The sequence below is a fragment of the Rathayibacter sp. AY1F8 genome, assembly GCF_002932165.1.
Taxonomy (GTDB): Bacteria; Actinomycetota; Actinomycetes; order Actinomycetales; family Microbacteriaceae; genus Rathayibacter.
Window position 1 is genome coordinate 11,955 of the sequence record NZ_PSVB01000008.1, and the last position, 16,288, is coordinate 28,242.

The following is a 16,288-nucleotide window of genomic DNA, read 5'->3' on the forward strand; positions in this document are numbered from 1 at the left end:
CGCGGGGCTCAGAACACCTCGGGCGCCGCTCCGATCGTCGCGATCGGCGCCGCGAGCGCCACGCCGGAGCCGTCGCGCTTCATCCCGGAGTCGGGCAGCGCGGCGACCGAGCCGTCGGCCTCGAGGGCGTGCGCGGGACCGGGGCCGACCCACGCCACTCCGAGGGCGGTCTCACCCTTGAGGAAGCGCTGCGCACGGACTCCGCCGGTGGCCCTGCCCTTGGCGGGGAACTCCGAGAACGGCGAGACCTTCGCACTGCCGGTGTCGGTCCCCGAGAGGGCCCAGCTGTCGACGGCGACCGTCGCGACGACGGCCTCGTCCCGGTCCTCGGCGGCGACGACGGCGAAGTGCACGACGTCGTCGGTCTCGGCCAGCTTGACCCCGGCCATCCCCGCGGCGGTCCGGCCCTGAGGGCGGACGGCGGACGCGGGGAAGCGCAGCAGCTGGGCCTCGCCGGTGACGAAGACCAGCTCGTCCTCCTCCGCCGACGCGGCCGCGCCCACGACGGCGTCCTTCGGCTTCAGGGCGATGAGCTCGATGTCCGGGCGGTTGGGCAGTTCGCCCGGCGCGACGCGCTTGACGACGCCCTGCTGGGTGCCGAGCGCGATCGGCCGCTCGTCGTCGAGGGCGACGAGCGCGAGCACCCGCTCGTCCTTCGCCAGGTGCGGGAGGTAGTCGCTCATGCGCACGCCCGCGCCCAGCTGCACCGAGGAGGAGGGGACGGCGGGCACGTCGACCGGCGAGAAGCGGAGGAGCCGACCGGCGCTGGTGACCGCGCCGATCTCCGTCCGGCTGGTCGTGTCGAGCACGCTGAGGACGGCGTCGTGCTTCGAGCGGCGCGTGGCGCGCTCGGGGTGGGGAGCGGCCTCGGGGTCGCGGTCGACCCGCACCATGCGGCCGGTGGTGCTCAGCAGCACCCGGCAGGGCACGTCCGCGATCTCGAGCACCGCGGCGGCCTTCCGCCCGGTGGTGGCGACGGAGGGACGCGCCTCGGTGAGCAGGGTGCGCCGCGGGGTCCCGAGGCGCTGGGCGACCTCGTCGAGCTCGTCCGAGACCAGCTCGTCGATCCGTGAGCGGCTGGCGAGGAGGGCCTCGAGCTCGGCGATCTCGGCGAGGAGGGTGTCGCGCTCGGTCTCGAGCTCGATGCGCGAGAACTTCGTGAGGCGGCGGAGCTGGAGCTCGAGGATGTAGTCGGCCTGCAGGGTGCTGAGGTCGAAGACCTCGATCAGCCGGGCCCGCGCCGCCGCGGTGTCGTCGCTCCCGCGGATCAGCTGGATGACCTCGTCGATGTCGAGGATCGCGATGAGCAGGCCCTCGACCAGGTGCAGCCGCTCCTGGCGCTTGCGCAGTCGGTAGCGGGTCCGCCGGGTGACGACCTGCACCCGGTGGCCGATGTAGACCTGCAGCAGCTCCTTCAGGCCGAGGGTGCGCGGGCCGCCGTCGACCAGCGCGACGTTGTTGATCGAGAACGCGTCCTCGAGGGGCGTGTAGCGGTAGAGCTGCTCGAGGACGGCCTCGGGGCTGAAGCCGGTCTTGATCCCGATGACGAGCCGGAGGCCGTTGTCCCGGTCCGTCAGGTCGGTGACGTCCGAGATGCCGCTGAGCTTCTTGTTCTGGACGCCGTCCTTGATCTTGTCGATGACCTTCTCGGCGCCGACGAGGTAGGGCAGCTCGGTGACGACCAGGCCGGACTTGCGCGCGGTGATGCTCTCGACCGAGACGCGGGCGCGGGTCTTGAAGCCGCCCCGGCCGGTCGCGTAGGCGTCGCGCACGCCGGCGAGGCCGACGATCGTGCCACCGCTCGGGAAGTCCGGTCCCGGGACGAACGACATCAGGTCGTCCAGGGACGCGTCGGGATGGGCGATCAGGTGCCGGGCCGCCCCGATCACCTCCACGAGGTTGTGGGGCGCCATGTTCGTCGCCATGCCGACGGCGATGCCGCTGGCCCCGTTGACCAGCAGGTTCGGGAACGCGGAGGGGAGGACCTCGGGCTGGTCGTGCGAGTTGTCGTAGTTCGGGACGAAGTCGACGACGTCCTCGCCGAGGTGCTCGGTCATGGCCGTGGCGGCCGGGGCGAGGCGGGCCTCGGTGTAGCGGGCTGCGGCCGGGCCGTCGTCGAGGGAGCCGAAGTTGCCGTGCCCGTCGACGAGGGCGACCCTCATCGTGAACGGCTGGGCGAGGCGGACGAGGGAGTCGTAGATCGAGGCGTCGCCGTGCGGGTGCAGCTTGCCCATCACCTCGCCGACCACGCGGGCCGACTTCACGTGGCCGTGATCGGGCCGCAGCCCCATCTCGCTCATCATGTAGAGGATCCGGCGCTGCACCGGCTTGAGGCCGTCGCGGGCGTCGGGCAGGGCCCGCGAGTAGATGACCGAGTACGCGTACTCGAGGAAGGACCCCTCCATCTCGGCCGAGACGTCGACGTCCTCGATGCGCTCGGTGAGCGAGGATCCGGAGGAGGGGGCTGCAGCGTTCATGACTCGATTCGGTGGCGGGCGCGGGGCGGCGGCGGGGGACTGCACCGCCCTGCGGCGCTCGACGGGACGGGCGGAGCGGAGACGGCGCCTCGCGGACGGGACCGGCCCTCCCGTTCACGCGGACGCTCCGCTGCACCGGCCCGGCGGGGACGGCGGCGCTGTGCGAAACTGGGCGCGATGACCCACATGCTACCGCCAGCCCCCGACGGGCGGCGGAGCCTCGCCGATGTCCTGCCGGGCGCCCTCGACGCGCTCCTGGGCCGCCCCGGCCTCTTCGGCTCGCCCCGCGTCGAGCGGATCGTGGTCGTCCTCGTCGACGGCCTGGGTGCCGCGAACCTCCGCCAGCGCGGGGGCCACTCGCGCACGCTCGCTCCGGCCCTCAACCGCGGCACCACGCTCGTCTCGGGCTTCCCGACGACCACCGCGGCGGCCCTGGCGAGCCTGACGACGGGCTTGCGCCCGGGCGGGCACGGGATGGTCGGCTACCGCGTGCTCGACCGCGCCTCCGACCGCCTGGTCAACCAGCTCTCCGGCTGGGACGAGGGCATGGTGCCCGAGACGTGGCAGCCCCACCCCACGGTCTTCGAGCAGGCCTCGGCCGCCGGTGTCCGGGCCGGAGTGATCGGCCCCGCGCGGTACGCCCGCTCCGGTCTCACGCGGGCGATCCTGCGCGGCGCCGAGTACCACTCCGCCGGCGGCGTCGCCGAGCGCTTCACGGCGGCGCGCGCCCTGCTCGACGAGGGCGGCCGGCAGCTCGTGTACCTCTACGTCCCCGAGCTCGACCAGGCGGCGCACGCGCGCGGCTGGGAGTCGCCGGAGTGGACGGCAGCGCTCGAGCTCCTGGACGGGGAGGTCGGCGGAGCGGTCCGCGGGCTCTCCGCCCGCGAGAGCGTGCTGGTCACCGCCGACCACGGCATCGTGGACGTCCCGGCGTCCTCGCACGTTCTCGTCGAGCGGGGACCGCTGCTCGAGGGCGTCCGGCACCTCGGCGGAGAGCCCCGCTGCCTGCAGCTGCACCTCGAGCCGGGTGTGGACCCCGACGAGGTGGCGCGGCGCTGGACCGAGGCGGAGGGCGCACGCGCCTGGATCGCGACGCGCGACGAGGTCGCCGCGAGCGGCTGGTTCGGCGAGGTCTCTCCGGCGGCGGCCGAGCGGATGGGCGACGTGTTCGTCGCGGCGCGGAGGACCATCGCCTACTACGCGGCGGACGACTCCTCCGGCCGCTCCATGATCGGGCAGCACGGGTCGCTCACGCCGGAGGAGACGCAGGTGCCGCTCCTCCGCTTCGGCGCGCTGGCCTGAGCCGGGCCGAGGGGACGGGGGGCACCGTCCACCCCGGCGGAGCCGCGCCGGCGGAGGGTCAGTCGTCGCTGCGCGCTCCGAAGACGATCTCGTCCCAGCTCGGCATGGACGCCCGCCCCCTGCGGAGGCTCCCGCGCACGCCCGACGGCTGCTCGGGGACCGGGGGAGCGGTGCGCGGCGGCTCCGGTGCCTTCTCGACGGGAGGAGCGGCCTCGGCCTCGGGCTCCGGCTCCTCGCGGACGCGGAGGCTCGAGGCGTGATCGCGCTCGCCCCGGCGGCGCCGCAGGGCGTCGAGCAGGTCGGCGGTGTCGTTGAGGTTGCGCTCGCGCTGCTCCGTCGTGCTCGTGACGGGGCGGGGGAGCGTCGAGATCGGGCGCGGGGTCTCGGAGAGGGCCGGCTGCGGCTCCGTGTCGGAGGGGCGGACGGCGGCCGGTCGGGCGTGCGGCATCGCGGCGGGGCGGCCGGCGGTGGGGTGGTCGGCCCGGGCGGAGCGGCTCGGCGCCTCCGCGGACTCCGGGTCGAAGCGCGTGGCGAGCTCGTCGACGGCGGCGGGGATGACGGCGCGCAGGCGCGGGATGAGGGTCGGCCGGATCTCGCCCTGCTGCGAGAGCGTGATCGCCTCGGAGGTCAGCGGCGACAGCAGCGCCTTCCGCGGGTCGAAGCGCCAGCGGGCGTCGTGGTCGATCTCGTCCGAGCGGAAGAGGAGCTTGACGACCCAGCCCTCCTCCTCCTTCCAGCTCGACCACTGCTCGCCCTCGGCGCCGAGCGACGCGAGGCGGTCGCGGATGACGTCGCCGAAGGGCGTGCCCTCCTCGAGGGGATCGGGGTCGGTGGTCGTGTAGACGCGCACGGCGAGAGCGGACGCGACGATGTGCTCGCGCTCGGCCGTGACGGGTCCCTCGAAGCGCTGGACGTAGCCCAGGTCGGCGCCCGTGAGCTCGGCGACCTCCTCGGCGGAGAGCCCGGAGCGGATGTGGGCCTGGATCTCGCGGGGGGAGACGCGCTTCTCGCGCGGCGGGAGGGTGTGGACCCGCGGCCGCAGCTGGCTCTGCAGCGTCTCGTCGATGCGAACCGAGAAGCGCTCGCCGCCCTCGGACACGAGGACGAGCGATCCGCCCTCGACGCCGATCACCTTCAGTTCCATCATCGTGGGGATCCTCCTTCTGGACGCGGACCGGGCAAGGATGCCACGCGCCCGGGCGATCGGCCGGGAATACCCCGGGCGGGTCGAAAGTTGGTGCGGAAGGAGGCGGGGCGAGCGGGTGTCAAGAGCCGTTCGAGGTGGTTTGCGAATCGATGCGTCGTGATGCACACTGACCCCGCCGATTTGTTGAACAGCAGAAATAAGAAGTGGATGGGAATGGCTACGGACTACGACGCCCCCCGCAAGACCGATGACGACTCCGAGTCGATCGAGGCCCTGAAGGAGCGAGTCCCCGACAAGATGTCCGGAGTCGTCGACGTCGATGACGCCGACAACCCGGGCGGATTCGAACTGCCCGGTGCCGATCTGTCCGACCTCGATCTGGACGTCGTGGTCCTTCCGCCCCAGGCGGACGAGTTCACGTGCGTGAGCTGCTTCCTCGTGAAGCACCGCTCGCAGATCGACCACGAGGAGAAGCTCGGACCGATCTGCCTGGAGTGCGCCGCTTAAGCGCCTCCCGGCTCCGAAGGACGACCGCTCCGTCGCCGTGATCCCCGGATCGCGGCGACGATGTCGTCCGGGCGGCGAGTGGAGACCAGCCAGTACGGCGTCGGGTCGGCCGGATCCTCGATCGGGACCCGCACCACCTCCTTCACCCAGCCGCGGATGACCAGGTACGCCCGCGCGTCCAGGCGCGTCCCGCGCTCGGCGAACGCCTGGTCCCCCGAGTAGGAGGACGGCTCGCCCACGAGGTCCAGCGGGATGTGCGCGCGGCCGGCGCGCAGCTCCCCCTCCGCCACCTCGATCACGGGGGAGAGCGCCAGCAGCGACAGCACGCAGCCCGCGTACAGAACGACCGCGACGATCACCCCCACCGCGAGGTCGATGGGCGCGAACACCAGGATGCTGGCGGGGATCACGAGGGCGGTGGCGACGAAGAGCCAGGGCGCGGGCCACAGCCTCTCTCGGTAGGACGGCATGACCCTATTGGATCAGACGTTTGGTCTACCCTCGTCACGTGCCTGCAACCGTCGACGTCCCGATCACCGCGGACCGGCTCCCCTCCTACGCCCGTCCGGGCGACGCGGGAGCCGATCTCCACTCGACGGAGGACGTGGTGCTCGCCCCCGGTGAGCGCGCCTCCGTCGGCACAGGGGTGGCCGTCGCCCTCCCGGAGGGCCACGCCGGCTTCGTCGTCCCCCGCAGCGGGCTGGCCTTCAGGCACGGCATCACCGTCGTCAACGCCCCCGGAACGATCGACGCGGGCTACCGCGGCGAGATCCGGGTGGCGCTGCTGAACACCGACAGCCGCGAGACGTACCGCGTCTCGGCGGGGGACCGGATCGCGCAGCTCGTGATCGTCCCCGTCGTCCAGGCGAGGTTCACGGCCGTCGACGAGCTTCCCGAGTCGGTCCGCGGCACGGGCGGCTTCGGATCCACCGGGTACGCCGCCGGCGCCCAGGAGACCAGAATCCACGAGGAGAGCGCATGAGCGACATCCAGTCCACGACCGGCGAGGCCGCCGAGCCCGTCCAGCAGGACTTCGAGAAGTCGGCGCCGGAGGACCGCGCGGAGGCCGGGCCCCTGGACGAGCGCGAGGCCAACCCGGTCCGCCCCTACATCGACCTCGGCGGGGTGAAGGTGCTTCCCCGCGAGGGCATGCACATCCGCCTCGAGGTCGAGGAGGGGACCAAGCGCGTCATCGCCGTCGGCCTCGACTACGCCGGGTCGACGCTGCAGGTGCAGCCCTTCTCCGCGCCGCGCTCCTCGGGCCTCTGGCACGAGATCCGCGGCCAGATCGCCGAGCAGATCGGCCGTCAGGGCGGATCGACGACGGAGCGCGACGGCGTCTTCGGTCCGGAGCTCGTCGCCGAGCTCCCGATCGCCGGCGGCCAGACCCGCGTCGCCCGGTTCGTCGGCGTCGACGGTCCGCGCTGGTTCCTCCGCGGCGTGATCGCCGGAGCCGGAGCCGTCGACGAGCAGGCGGCCGCCTCGGTCGAGGAGCTCTTCCGCAGCATCGTCGTGGTCCGCGGCAGCGGCCCGATGCCTCCGCGCGACCTGATCCCGCTGAAGGTGCCGACCGGCAGCCAGACCCAGCAGAGCGCGAGCTGACCGGCATGGAGCCGGTGCGGCCCGAGGACCCGGCCCGATCGGAGGAGCCGGTCCGGCCCGAGGTCGGCGACGCGATCGCGCAGGCCGCCCGCCGCTCGGGGCTCGGCGCGGTCGCCGACGGCGAGCCGTTCGACGGGAAGGCGCTGCTGCGCACCATGGGCGGCGTCCGGGGGATCCTCGAGGCCGTCGTGCCCGGCATCGCCTTCGTCCTGCTCTACACGGTCACCTCGGAGCTCGTGCTCTCGCTGGTCGCGTCCGTCGGGCTCGCCGTGGCGTTCACGGTGGCGCGGGTGCTCGGCCGGACGCCGGTGATCCAGGCCGTCGGCGGACTGCTCGCCGTGGTGGTCTCGGCCGCACTGGCGCTGTTCACCGGGCGGGGCGTCGACAACTTCGCCCTGGGGCTGCTCACCAACCTCGTCTACGGGCTCGTCTTCCTCCTCTCCGTCCTCGTGCGCTGGCCCCTGATCGGCGTCGCCGCCGGCTTCCTGATGGGGGACGGCACCTCCTGGCGGTCCGATCGGCGCAAGCGCCGCCTCTTCGGCGCCCTGACCCTCGCGTGGGCGGGGCTCTTCCTCCTGCGCCTGGCCGTGCAGTACCCGCTGTTCCTCGCCGAGGACACCACGGCGCTGGGCATCTGGAAGCTGGCGCTGGGCCTGCCCCTGTACGCGCCGCTGCTGGTGCTCACCGTGCTCGCCGTCCGGGCCGAGTACCGCGGAGCCGACGAGCGCGCCGATGCGGGCGATGCTCCGGATCGTGCATAGAATTGTCTCGACGTCGAGATAAATAGCGCTCGCCTCCCCGCACCGTCGCGGCGAGGTCGACCGGGCGCCTCGGCGTCGAGGAGTTAGGTCCTCCTTGGTGGCAGGCCGCTGTGCGCGGTCGTCAAGATGAGGACGGAGAGCGGCTCCGCCCGTCGGCGGACGCTGCAGTCAGCGAAGGAGAGGGCGACGTGTCCGCGGTAGACAGCTTTGGATCGAAAGACACCCTGAAGGTCGGCTCGACCGACTACGAGGTGTTCCGCATCGACCGGGTCCCCGGTCACGAGAAGCTCCCGTTCAGCCTCAAGGTGCTGCTCGAGAACCTCCTCCGCACGGAGGACGGCGCGAACATCACCGCCGACCACATCCGCGCCCTCGGCGAGTGGGTCCCGGAGTCGGAGCCCGACACCGAGATCCAGTTCACGCCGGCCCGCGTGGTCATGCAGGACTTCACCGGCGTGCCCTGCATCGTCGACCTCGCCACCATGCGCGAGGCCGTCGCTGCCCTGGGCGGCGACGCGAACCGGATCAACCCGCTCGCGCCCGCCGAGATGGTCATCGACCACTCCGTCATCGCCGACCTCTTCGGCACCGAGGACGCGCTCGAGCGCAACGTCGAGCTCGAGTACGAGCGCAACGGCGAGCGGTACCAGTTCCTCCGCTGGGGCCAGACCGCCTTCGACGACTTCAAGGTCGTCCCGCCCGGAACCGGCATCGTGCACCAGGTCAACATCGAGTACCTGGCCCGCGTCACCATGACCCGCGAGGTGGGCGGCGTGCTGCGCGCCTACCCCGACACCTGCGTCGGCACCGACTCGCACACGACGATGGTCAACGGCCTCGGCGTGCTCGGCTGGGGCGTCGGCGGCATCGAGGCCGAGGCCGCGATGCTCGGCCAGCCCGTCTCGATGCTCATCCCGAAGGTCGTCGGCTTCAAGCTCACCGGCTCGATCCCGACCGGCGTGACCGCGACGGACGTCGTGCTCACCATCACGCAGATGCTGCGCAAGCACGGCGTGGTCGGCAAGTTCGTCGAGTTCTACGGGGCCGGCGTCGCCGCGGTGCCGCTCGCCAACCGCGCCACCATCGGCAACATGAGCCCCGAGTTCGGCTCCACCGCCGCGATGTTCCCCATCGACGACGTGACCCTCGACTACCTGCGCCTCACCGGCCGCAGCGACGAGCAGATCGCCCTCGTCGAGCAGTACTCCAAGCTGCAGAAGCTCTGGCACGACCCCGCGGTCGAGCCGGTCTTCAGCGAGTACCTCGAGCTCGACCTCGGCACCGTCGTCCCCTCGATCGCCGGCCCGAAGCGCCCGCAGGACCGGATCGAGCTCTCGTCCGCCAAGACGCAGTTCGAATCGGACCTCACCAACTACGCGGACGTCTCGCACGACATCGTCGACCTGACCATCGCGGAGTCGTTCCCCGCCTCCGACCCCGGAGAGCTGCAGCCGCAGGACGAGCACAGCAGCCACGAGCACACCCACCGCTCGCACGCGCCGGCGACCGCCTCCAAGCCGACCACGGTCGAGCTCGGCGAGGGCGGGACCTTCACGATCGATCACGGCGCCGTCGCGATCGCGGCGATCACCTCGTGCACCAACACGTCGAACCCGTCCGTCATGCTCGCGGCCGGCCTGCTGGCCCGCAACGCGGCGCAGAAGGGCCTGAAGGCCAAGCCGTGGGTCAAGACCACGCTGGCGCCCGGATCGAAGGTCGTCACCGACTACTACGAGAAGGCCGGCCTGACCGAGTCGCTCGAAGCGCTCGGCTTCTACACGGTCGGCTACGGCTGCACGACCTGCATCGGCAACTCCGGCCCGCTGCTCGAGGAGATCTCGGCCGCGGTGCAGGACAACGACCTCGCCGTGACCGCCGTGCTCTCGGGCAACCGCAACTTCGAGGGCCGCATCAACCCGGACGTGAAGATGAACTACCTGGCGAGCCCCCCGCTCGTCATCGCCTACGCGCTCGCCGGCTCGATGAACTTCGACTTCGAGGTCGACGCGCTCGGCACCGACTCCGACGGCAACGACGTGTTCCTCAAGGACATCTGGCCCGACGCGGCCGAGGTTCAGGCGACGATCGACTCGTCGATCGACAAGTCGATGTTCGACACGCAGTACGCGGGCGTGTTCGACGGCGACGAGCGCTGGCGCGCGCTGCAGACCCCCGAGGGCTCGATCTTCGAGTGGGACGAGTCGTCGACCTACGTGCGGAAGCCCCCGTACTTCGACGGCATGACGATGGAGACGACCCCGGTCACCGACATCGCCGGTGCCCGCGTGCTCGCCAAGCTCGGCGACTCCGTCACGACCGACCACATCAGCCCGGCCGGCTCGATCAAGGCCGACAGCCCCGCCGGCCGCTACCTCGACGAGCACGGCATCGACCGCAAGGACTACAACTCCTACGGCTCGCGCCGCGGCAACCACGAGGTGATGATCCGCGGCACGTTCGCGAACATCCGCCTGCGCAACCAGCTGCTCGACGGCGTGGAGGGCGGCTACACCCGCGACTTCACTCAGCCGGACGCCCCGCAGTCGTTCATCTACGACGCGTCGCAGAACTACCAGGCCGAGGGCACCCCGCTCGTCATCCTGGGCGGCAAGGAGTACGGCTCCGGCTCGTCGCGCGACTGGGCGGCCAAGGGCACGAGCCTGCTGGGCGTCAAGGCGGTCATCGTCGAGAGCTTCGAGCGGATCCACCGCTCGAACCTCATCGGCATGGGCGTCGTCCCGCTGCAGTTCCCCGCGGGCGAGAGCTGGGAGTCGCTGGGCCTGGACGGCACCGAGTCGATCAGCATCTCGGGCATCGAGGAGCTGAACGAGGGCGTCACCCCCAAGACGGTCCACGTCGTCGCCGAGCCGACCGAGCACTCGGCCGAGGGCAAGCAGACCGTCGAGTTCGACGCGGTCGTCCGCATCGACACCCCCGGTGAGGCGGATTACTACCGCAACGGCGGCATCCTGCAGTACGTGCTGCGCTCGCTCGTCTAGATCAGCCGCAGAGCGTGTGCGCCTTCCCTGCGGGGGAGGCGCACACGCGTTCCCGGGGGCCCCGTGCGTAGACTCGGGAGACGTCCCCACCTCGCTCACGACCCTGGAAGGCGGCGCGCATGGCTGTTCTCGAGACCATCGGCGGTCCTCGCGATCTCGATCGCCTGACCGCGGCCGAGCTCGAGACGCTGGCGCAGGAGATCCGCGACTTCCTCGTGCGCGAGGTCTCGAAGACCGGCGGCCACCTGGGGCCGAATCTCGGCGTCGTCGAGACGACCATCGCGATCCACCGGGTCTTCGACTCGCCGCACGACGCGATCGTGTTCGACACCGGACACCAGTCCTACGTCCACAAGCTGCTCACCGGTCGCCAGGACTTCTCGAAGCTCCGGCAGCGCGGCGGCCTCGCCGGCTACCCGCAGCGGAGGGAGTCGCCGCACGACATCGTCGAGAGCTCGCACGCCTCCAGCTCGCTGTCCTGGGCGGACGGCATCTCCCGCGCCTTCACGATGACCGGTCAGACCGACCGCCACGTCGTCGCGGTCGTGGGCGACGGCGCCCTCACCGGCGGCATGACCTGGGAGGCGCTGAACAACATCAGCGACGACAACTCCCGCGGGCTGGTCATCGTGGTCAACGACAACGGGCGCTCCTACGCCCCGACCATCGGCGGCATGGCCCGCTTCCTCAACGGCGTCCGCACGCGGCCGACCTACCGCACGATGCACCGCGGCTCCCGGGCCGTCTCGGAGCGGCTGGGCGGCCCCGCCGCCGCCGTCTACCGCGGCGTGCGCGGCGGGCTCCACGGCTTCCTCAGCCGCTTCATCAACAACGAGGCGCTCTACTCCAACCTCGACATCAAGTACCTGGGGCCGATCGACGGACACGACCTGACGGCGATGGAGGAGGCTCTCCAGCAGGCGAAGGACTACGGCCAGCCGGTCATCGTGCACGCGATCACCCAGAAGGGCAAGGGCTTCGGTCCGGCCGTGCACGACCTCGCCGACCAGTTCCACGCCGTCGGGCAGATCGACCCCGAGACGGGCGAGCCGCTGAGCGCGGCCGGGGCCCGCTCGTGGACCTCGGTGTTCGCCGAGGAGATCGTCACGCTGGCCGACGAGGACCCGACGATCGTCGGCATCACGGCCGCCATGCTCCGGCCCGTCGGTCTCGACCGCCTCGCGGAGAAGTACCCGGAGCGCGTCTTCGACGTCGGCATCGCGGAGCAGCACGCCGTGACCTCGGCCGCCGGTCTCGCCTTCGGCGGGCTGCATCCGGTCGTCGCGCTGTACGCCACCTTCGTGAACCGCGCCTTCGACCAGGTGCTGATGGACGTCGCACTGCACCGAGCGGGCGTCACCTTCGTGCTGGACCGCGCCGGAGTCACCGGACCCGACGGTCCGAGCCACCACGGCATGTGGGATCTGGCGATCCTGCAGGTCGTCCCGAACATCCGTCTCGCCGCTCCGCGCGACTCCGTGCGCCTGCGCGAGGAGCTGCGCGAGGCCGTCGGCGTCACCGACGCGCCGACCGTGGTGCGCTTCTCGAAGGGGAGCGTCGGCGACGAGATCGACGCCGTCGAGCGTCTCGGCGACGGGGTCGACGTGCTCGCCCGCGCCGAGCGCAAGGACGTGCTGCTGGTCACGGTCGGGCCGATGGCCGCGATGGGTCTCGAGGTCGCTCAGCGGCTCGCGGCCCAGGGCATCGGAGCCACTGTCGTCGACCCCCGCTGGGTCGTGCCCGTGCCCACCAGCATCATCGAGCTCGCCCGCGAGCACCGAATCGTCGTCTCGATCGAGGACGGGGTGCGCGTCGGCGGGATCGGCACACGCATCCGCCAGGACCTGCGCGAGGCCGGCGTGGACACCGCGGTGACCGAGCTCGGGCTGCCCGACCAGTTCCTCGACCACGCCAAGCGCGAGGAGATCCTCGAGGACGTCGGACTCACTCCCCAGCACATCGCTCGCGACGTCGTCGCGCAGGTGCTGGGCAGCAAGATCCCGGTCGCCCGCCCGCTCCCGGACGAGGTCGAGGCCCGGGACGACGCCCGCAGCGACTGATCGTCCGTCGGGACCCGTCCCGCAGGCGACGCGCGGAAGGGGCGCCGGATCAGATCCGGCGCCCCTTCCGCGTCACTGCACTCCGCGTCAGTCGACGCCGCGGATCGCGGGGTGGTGGAACGTGTCCCCGAACGCCCGCTCGCTCGCGCCGACGCGGTCGAGGTAGGGCGTGAGCCCGCCCATCTGGAACGGGTAGCCCGCGCCGAGGATCAGGCAGAGGTCGATGTCCTCGGCGGCGTGCACGACGTCGTCGTCCAGCATCCGCTTGACCTCGTCCGCGAGACCCGTCTCGACGCGCAGCCGCAGCTGCTCGGCCGTCATCGGCTCCGTGCCGCCGGCGACGATCGCGACAGCGCGCTTGTCGACGCCCTTCGCCCGCCCCTTCGCGTCGCGCTCGAAGACGTGGCCGAGCTCAGCGAGGCGGTGCAGGTTGGGGCTGTCGAAGAAGCGGTCGGGGAACGCGGCGTGGTGGGTGTCGAGCACGTGCGCGCCGACCTTGAGGCCCACCAGCTCGAGCAGCTCGAACGGGGTCATCGGCAGGCCGAACGGAGCCAGCGACTGCTCGACGACCTCGAAGGGAGTGCCCGTGTCGACCGCGTGCATCGCCTCGCCCAGGACCTTCGCCAGCACGCGGTTCACCACGAAGCCCGGGGTGTCGCGCGTGATGACGGCGTTCTTCTTGAGCTTCGCGGCGGTGACCATCGCCGTCGAGAGGGTCTCGTCGTCGGTGTGCGGCGTCCGGACCACCTCGATCAGCGGCATGACCGCGACCGGGTTGAAGAAGTGGAAGCCGACGAAGCGCTCCGGGTGCTCCAGCCGCTCGCCGATGCGCTCGACGGAGAGGGACGAGGTGTTGGTCGCGAGCACCGCCGTGGGCGAGACGTAGCGCTCGATGTCGGCGAAGACCTCCTGCTTCACCGACAGCTCCTCGAAGACCGCCTCGATCACCCAGTCGGCGTCGGCGAAGTCGGAGCGATCGGTCGTGCCGGTGATCAGCGCCCGGAGGCGGTTCGCGTCGTCGGGAGAGACGCGCCCCTTCGCCAGCAGCGCATCGATCTCGGCGCGGATGCCCGCGACGCCCTTGTCGACCCGCTCCTGGTCGAGGTCGGTGATGACCACCGGCACCTGGAGGCGGCGGAGGAAGAGCAGCGCGAACTGCGAGGCCATGAGGCCCGCGCCGACGACCCCGACCTTGGTGACGGGCTTGGCCAGCGCCCTGTCGGGCGCTCCCGCGGGACGCTTGGCGCGCTTCTGCACCAGATCGAACGCGTAGATGCTCGCGCGGAACTGGTCGCCCGAGATCAGGTCGGCCAGCGCCTCGTCCTCGGCGGCGAAGCCCTCCTCGCGGGTGGTGTTCTTCGCGGCCTTGAGAAGCTCCAGCGCGCGGTACGGAGACGCCGCGACCGTGCCGATCCGCGACTCCAGCTGCTTGCGAGCGATCGAGATCGCGACGTCCCACTTGACCAGCCGCTCCAGCTTGCCGGGTGCGTTCGGCCGCTCCACCTTCACGGAGCCGCCGATCACGCCGTCGGCCCAGCGGAGCGAGTCCTCGAGGAAGGCGGCGGGCGGGAAGATCGCGTCGGCGATGCCGAGGTCGAACACCTCCTGGCCCTTGAGCGTGCGGTTGTTCTTGAGCGGGTTCTCGACCACGACCTTGAGGGCGTTCTCGATGCCGATCAGGTTCGGCAGGAGCCACGCGCCGCCCCAGCCGGGGATGATGCCGAGGAAGACCTCGGGGAGCCCGAGCGCGGGGATGGAGGAGTCGACCGTGCGGTAGTCGGCGTTCAGGCCGATCTCGGTGCCGCCGCCCAGGGCGAGGCCGTTGATGAAGGCGAAGGACGGCACGCCCAGCTCGGCCAGCATCCCCAGCGTGCGGTGGCCCAGGCGCGCCAGCTGGCGGCCGAGCTCACGGCTCGGGATGGCCCCGACCTTGCTGAGGTCGGCTCCCGCGGCGAGGATGAACGGCTTGCCGGTGATGCCGACCGCCTGGATCTCGCCGCGCGAGGCGCGCTCCTTCTGCGCCAGGAGGACGTCCGCCAGCTCGAAGAGCGACGCCGGCCCGAAGGTATTGGGGCGGGTGTGGTCGCGGTCGTTGTCGAGCGTGATCAGGGCGAGCGTGCGGCCGCTGGGCAGCGGCACGTCGCGGACGTAGGAGTGGGTGACGACCTCGCCCTCGGCGAGGTCCACGAGGTTCTCGAATCCGTCGAGCATGGGTCAGCGTCCCTTCCGTCGTCCGCGCTTGCCGTCGTAGTGCGGGTTCTCCCAGATCACCGTGCCGCCCTGGCCGAGGCCGACGCAGAGGGCCGTCACGCCGTAGCGCACCTCGGGGTGCGACTCGAACTGCCGGGCCAGCTGGATCATCAGCCGGACCCCGGAGGAGGCGAGCGGGTGGCCGATCGCGATCGCTCCGCCGTACTCGTTGACGCGCGGGTCGTCGTCGTCGAGGCCGAAGTGGTCGAGGAAGGAGAGCACCTGCACGGCGAACGCCTCGTTGAGCTCGAAGAGCCCGATGTCCTCGATGCCCAGGCCCGCCTTGCGGAGCGCCTTCTCGGTCGAGGGGACCGGGCCGATGCCCATGATCTCGGGCTCGACGCCGGCGTACGCGAAGCTCACCATCCGCATCTTCGCGGACAGGCCCAGCTCCTGCGCGGCCTCGGCGCTGGCCAGGAGCGACACCGTCGCCCCGTCGTTGAGCCCGGAGGAGTTGCCCGCGGTCACCCGGCCGTGGGGGCGGAACGGGGTCCGCAGGCCCGCGAGGCCCTCGAGGGTCGTCTCGGGGCGCGGTGCCTCATCGGCGGTCGCCAGGCCCCAGCCCGCGGCACTGCGCGTGGCGACGGGGACGAGGTCCGGCTGGATGCTGCCGGCGGCGTACGCGGCGGCGAGCTTCTGCTGGCTCCGCAGGGCGTAGTGGTCGGCGCGCTCCTTCGTCAGGTGCGGGAAGCGGTCGTGGATCCGCTCCGCCGTGCGGCCCATGTTGAGCGCGTCCTCGCCGACGAGGCGCTCGGAGAGGAAGCGCGGGTTGGGGTCGGCGCCGAAGCCCATCGGATGCCGGCCCATGTGCTCCACGCCGCCGGCGAGGACCACGTCGTAGGCGCCGAACGCGATGCCGCCCGCGGTCGCGGTGACCGAGGTCATCGCTCCGGCGCACATGCGGTCGATGGCGAAGCCGGGCACCGACTTCGGCAGCCCGGCGAGCAGCGCCGCCGTGCGGCCGAGGGTCAGGCCCTGGTCGCCCTGCTGGGTGGTGGCGGCGATCGCCACCTCGTCCACCCGCTCCTTCGGCAGCGCGCCGTTGCGCTCCAGCAGACCGATCATCGCCTTGACGACGAGGTCGTCGGCTCGGGTCTGCCAGTACATGCCCTTCTCGCCGGCACGCCCGAACGGAGTACGGACTCCGTCGACGAACACGACTTCGGATCTCTCGGCCACAATG

General features: G+C 71.8%; 12 protein-coding genes. 7 read left to right on the forward strand and 5 right to left on the reverse strand.

The window, feature by feature from the left end; all coding sequences use genetic code 11:
* Nucleotides 1-8: 8 nt before the first annotated feature.
* Complete coding sequence (locus tag C5C35_RS07980) at nt 9-2,477, reverse strand: DNA topoisomerase (ATP-hydrolyzing) subunit A (protein WP_104222110.1); 2,469 nt, start codon at nt 2,475-2,477, stop codon at nt 9-11.
* 177 nt (nt 2,478-2,654) lie between these two features.
* Here C5C35_RS07980 and C5C35_RS07985 point away from each other — a divergent pair, with 177 nt between their 5' ends.
* On the forward strand, nt 2,655-3,779 hold the full coding sequence (locus C5C35_RS07985) for an alkaline phosphatase family protein (protein WP_258066427.1): 1,125 nt from the start codon (nt 2,655-2,657) through the stop codon (nt 3,777-3,779).
* A 58-nt stretch (nt 3,780-3,837) separates the two neighbouring features.
* On the opposite strand, the gene sepH is transcribed toward C5C35_RS07985, so the two are convergent.
* Nucleotides 3,838-4,926 carry a septation protein SepH gene (gene sepH, locus C5C35_RS07990; protein ID WP_104238755.1) on the reverse strand — a complete coding sequence of 363 codons (1,089 nt, stop codon included), beginning with the start codon at nt 4,924-4,926 and terminating at the stop codon, nt 3,838-3,840.
* A gap of 213 nt (nt 4,927-5,139) precedes the next feature.
* Here sepH and C5C35_RS07995 point away from each other — a divergent pair, with 213 nt between their 5' ends.
* Nucleotides 5,140-5,433, forward strand: a complete 294-nt coding sequence (locus tag C5C35_RS07995; protein WP_055792269.1) for a DUF4193 domain-containing protein — start codon at nt 5,140-5,142, stop codon at nt 5,431-5,433.
* Here the strand turns inward: C5C35_RS07995 and C5C35_RS08000 are convergent.
* A complete protein-coding gene (locus C5C35_RS08000; protein ID WP_104232568.1) occupies nt 5,430-5,903 on the reverse strand; it encodes a DUF3093 domain-containing protein in 474 nt (157 codons plus the stop codon). The two genes, C5C35_RS07995 and C5C35_RS08000, sit on opposite strands and share 4 nt — an antisense overlap.
* A gap of 38 nt (nt 5,904-5,941) precedes the next feature.
* On the opposite strand from C5C35_RS08000, the gene dut reads away from it, so the two are divergent.
* The 5 genes from dut (at nt 5,942) to dxs (ending at nt 12,855) form a co-directional block, all read left to right on the forward strand.
* Nucleotides 5,942-6,415 (forward strand): dUTP diphosphatase, encoded by a 474-nt coding sequence (gene dut / locus C5C35_RS08005; RefSeq protein WP_104222105.1) that lies wholly within the window; start codon nt 5,942-5,944, stop codon nt 6,413-6,415.
* Nucleotides 6,412-7,035, forward strand: coding sequence for a DUF3710 domain-containing protein (locus C5C35_RS08010; RefSeq protein ID WP_104222103.1), 624 nt, complete (start codon nt 6,412-6,414; stop codon nt 7,033-7,035). The genes dut and C5C35_RS08010 overlap by 4 nt, the downstream gene beginning before the upstream one ends.
* A gap of 5 nt (nt 7,036-7,040) precedes the next feature.
* Complete coding sequence (locus C5C35_RS08015) at nt 7,041-7,796, forward strand: DUF3159 domain-containing protein (protein ID WP_104262906.1); 756 nt, start codon at nt 7,041-7,043, stop codon at nt 7,794-7,796.
* 188 nt (nt 7,797-7,984) lie between these two features.
* On the forward strand, nt 7,985-10,795 hold the full coding sequence (gene acnA / locus C5C35_RS08020) for an aconitate hydratase AcnA (protein WP_104262907.1): 2,811 nt from the start codon (nt 7,985-7,987) through the stop codon (nt 10,793-10,795).
* Between the two features lie 119 nt (nt 10,796-10,914).
* Nucleotides 10,915-12,855 carry a 1-deoxy-D-xylulose-5-phosphate synthase gene (gene dxs / locus C5C35_RS08025; RefSeq protein WP_104222098.1) on the forward strand — a complete coding sequence of 647 codons (1,941 nt, stop codon included), beginning with the start codon at nt 10,915-10,917 and terminating at the stop codon, nt 12,853-12,855.
* Between the two features lie 87 nt (nt 12,856-12,942).
* On the opposite strand, the gene C5C35_RS08030 is transcribed toward dxs, so the two are convergent.
* A complete protein-coding gene (locus C5C35_RS08030) occupies nt 12,943-15,066 on the reverse strand; it encodes a 3-hydroxyacyl-CoA dehydrogenase NAD-binding domain-containing protein (protein WP_104262908.1) in 2,124 nt (707 codons plus the stop codon).
* Between the two features lie 3 nt (nt 15,067-15,069).
* Nucleotides 15,070-16,284, reverse strand: a complete 1,215-nt coding sequence (locus tag C5C35_RS08035; RefSeq protein ID WP_104232573.1) for a thiolase family protein — start codon at nt 16,282-16,284, stop codon at nt 15,070-15,072.
* Nucleotides 16,285-16,288: the final 4 nt, after the last annotated feature.

Bases quoted from the DNA above. Each gene is read 5' to 3' on its own strand.
- C5C35_RS07980 (WP_104222110.1), bottom strand. From the start codon at position 2,477: ATGAACGCTGCAGCCCCCTCCTCCGGATCCTCGCTCACCGAGCGCATC.
- C5C35_RS07985 (WP_258066427.1), top strand. From the start codon at position 2,655: ATGACCCACATGCTACCGCCAGCCCCCGACGGGCGGCGGAGCCTCGCC.
- sepH (WP_104238755.1), bottom strand. From the start codon at position 4,926: ATGATGGAACTGAAGGTGATCGGCGTCGAGGGCGGATCGCTCGTCCTC.
- C5C35_RS07995 (WP_055792269.1), top strand. From the start codon at position 5,140: ATGGCTACGGACTACGACGCCCCCCGCAAGACCGATGACGACTCCGAG.
- C5C35_RS08000 (WP_104232568.1), bottom strand. From the start codon at position 5,903: ATGCCGTCCTACCGAGAGAGGCTGTGGCCCGCGCCCTGGCTCTTCGTC.
- C5C35_RS08010 (WP_104222103.1), top strand. From the start codon at position 6,412: ATGAGCGACATCCAGTCCACGACCGGCGAGGCCGCCGAGCCCGTCCAG.
- C5C35_RS08015 (WP_104262906.1), top strand. From the start codon at position 7,041: ATGGAGCCGGTGCGGCCCGAGGACCCGGCCCGATCGGAGGAGCCGGTC.
- dxs (WP_104222098.1), top strand. From the start codon at position 10,915: ATGGCTGTTCTCGAGACCATCGGCGGTCCTCGCGATCTCGATCGCCTG.
- C5C35_RS08030 (WP_104262908.1), bottom strand. From the start codon at position 15,066: ATGCTCGACGGATTCGAGAACCTCGTGGACCTCGCCGAGGGCGAGGTC.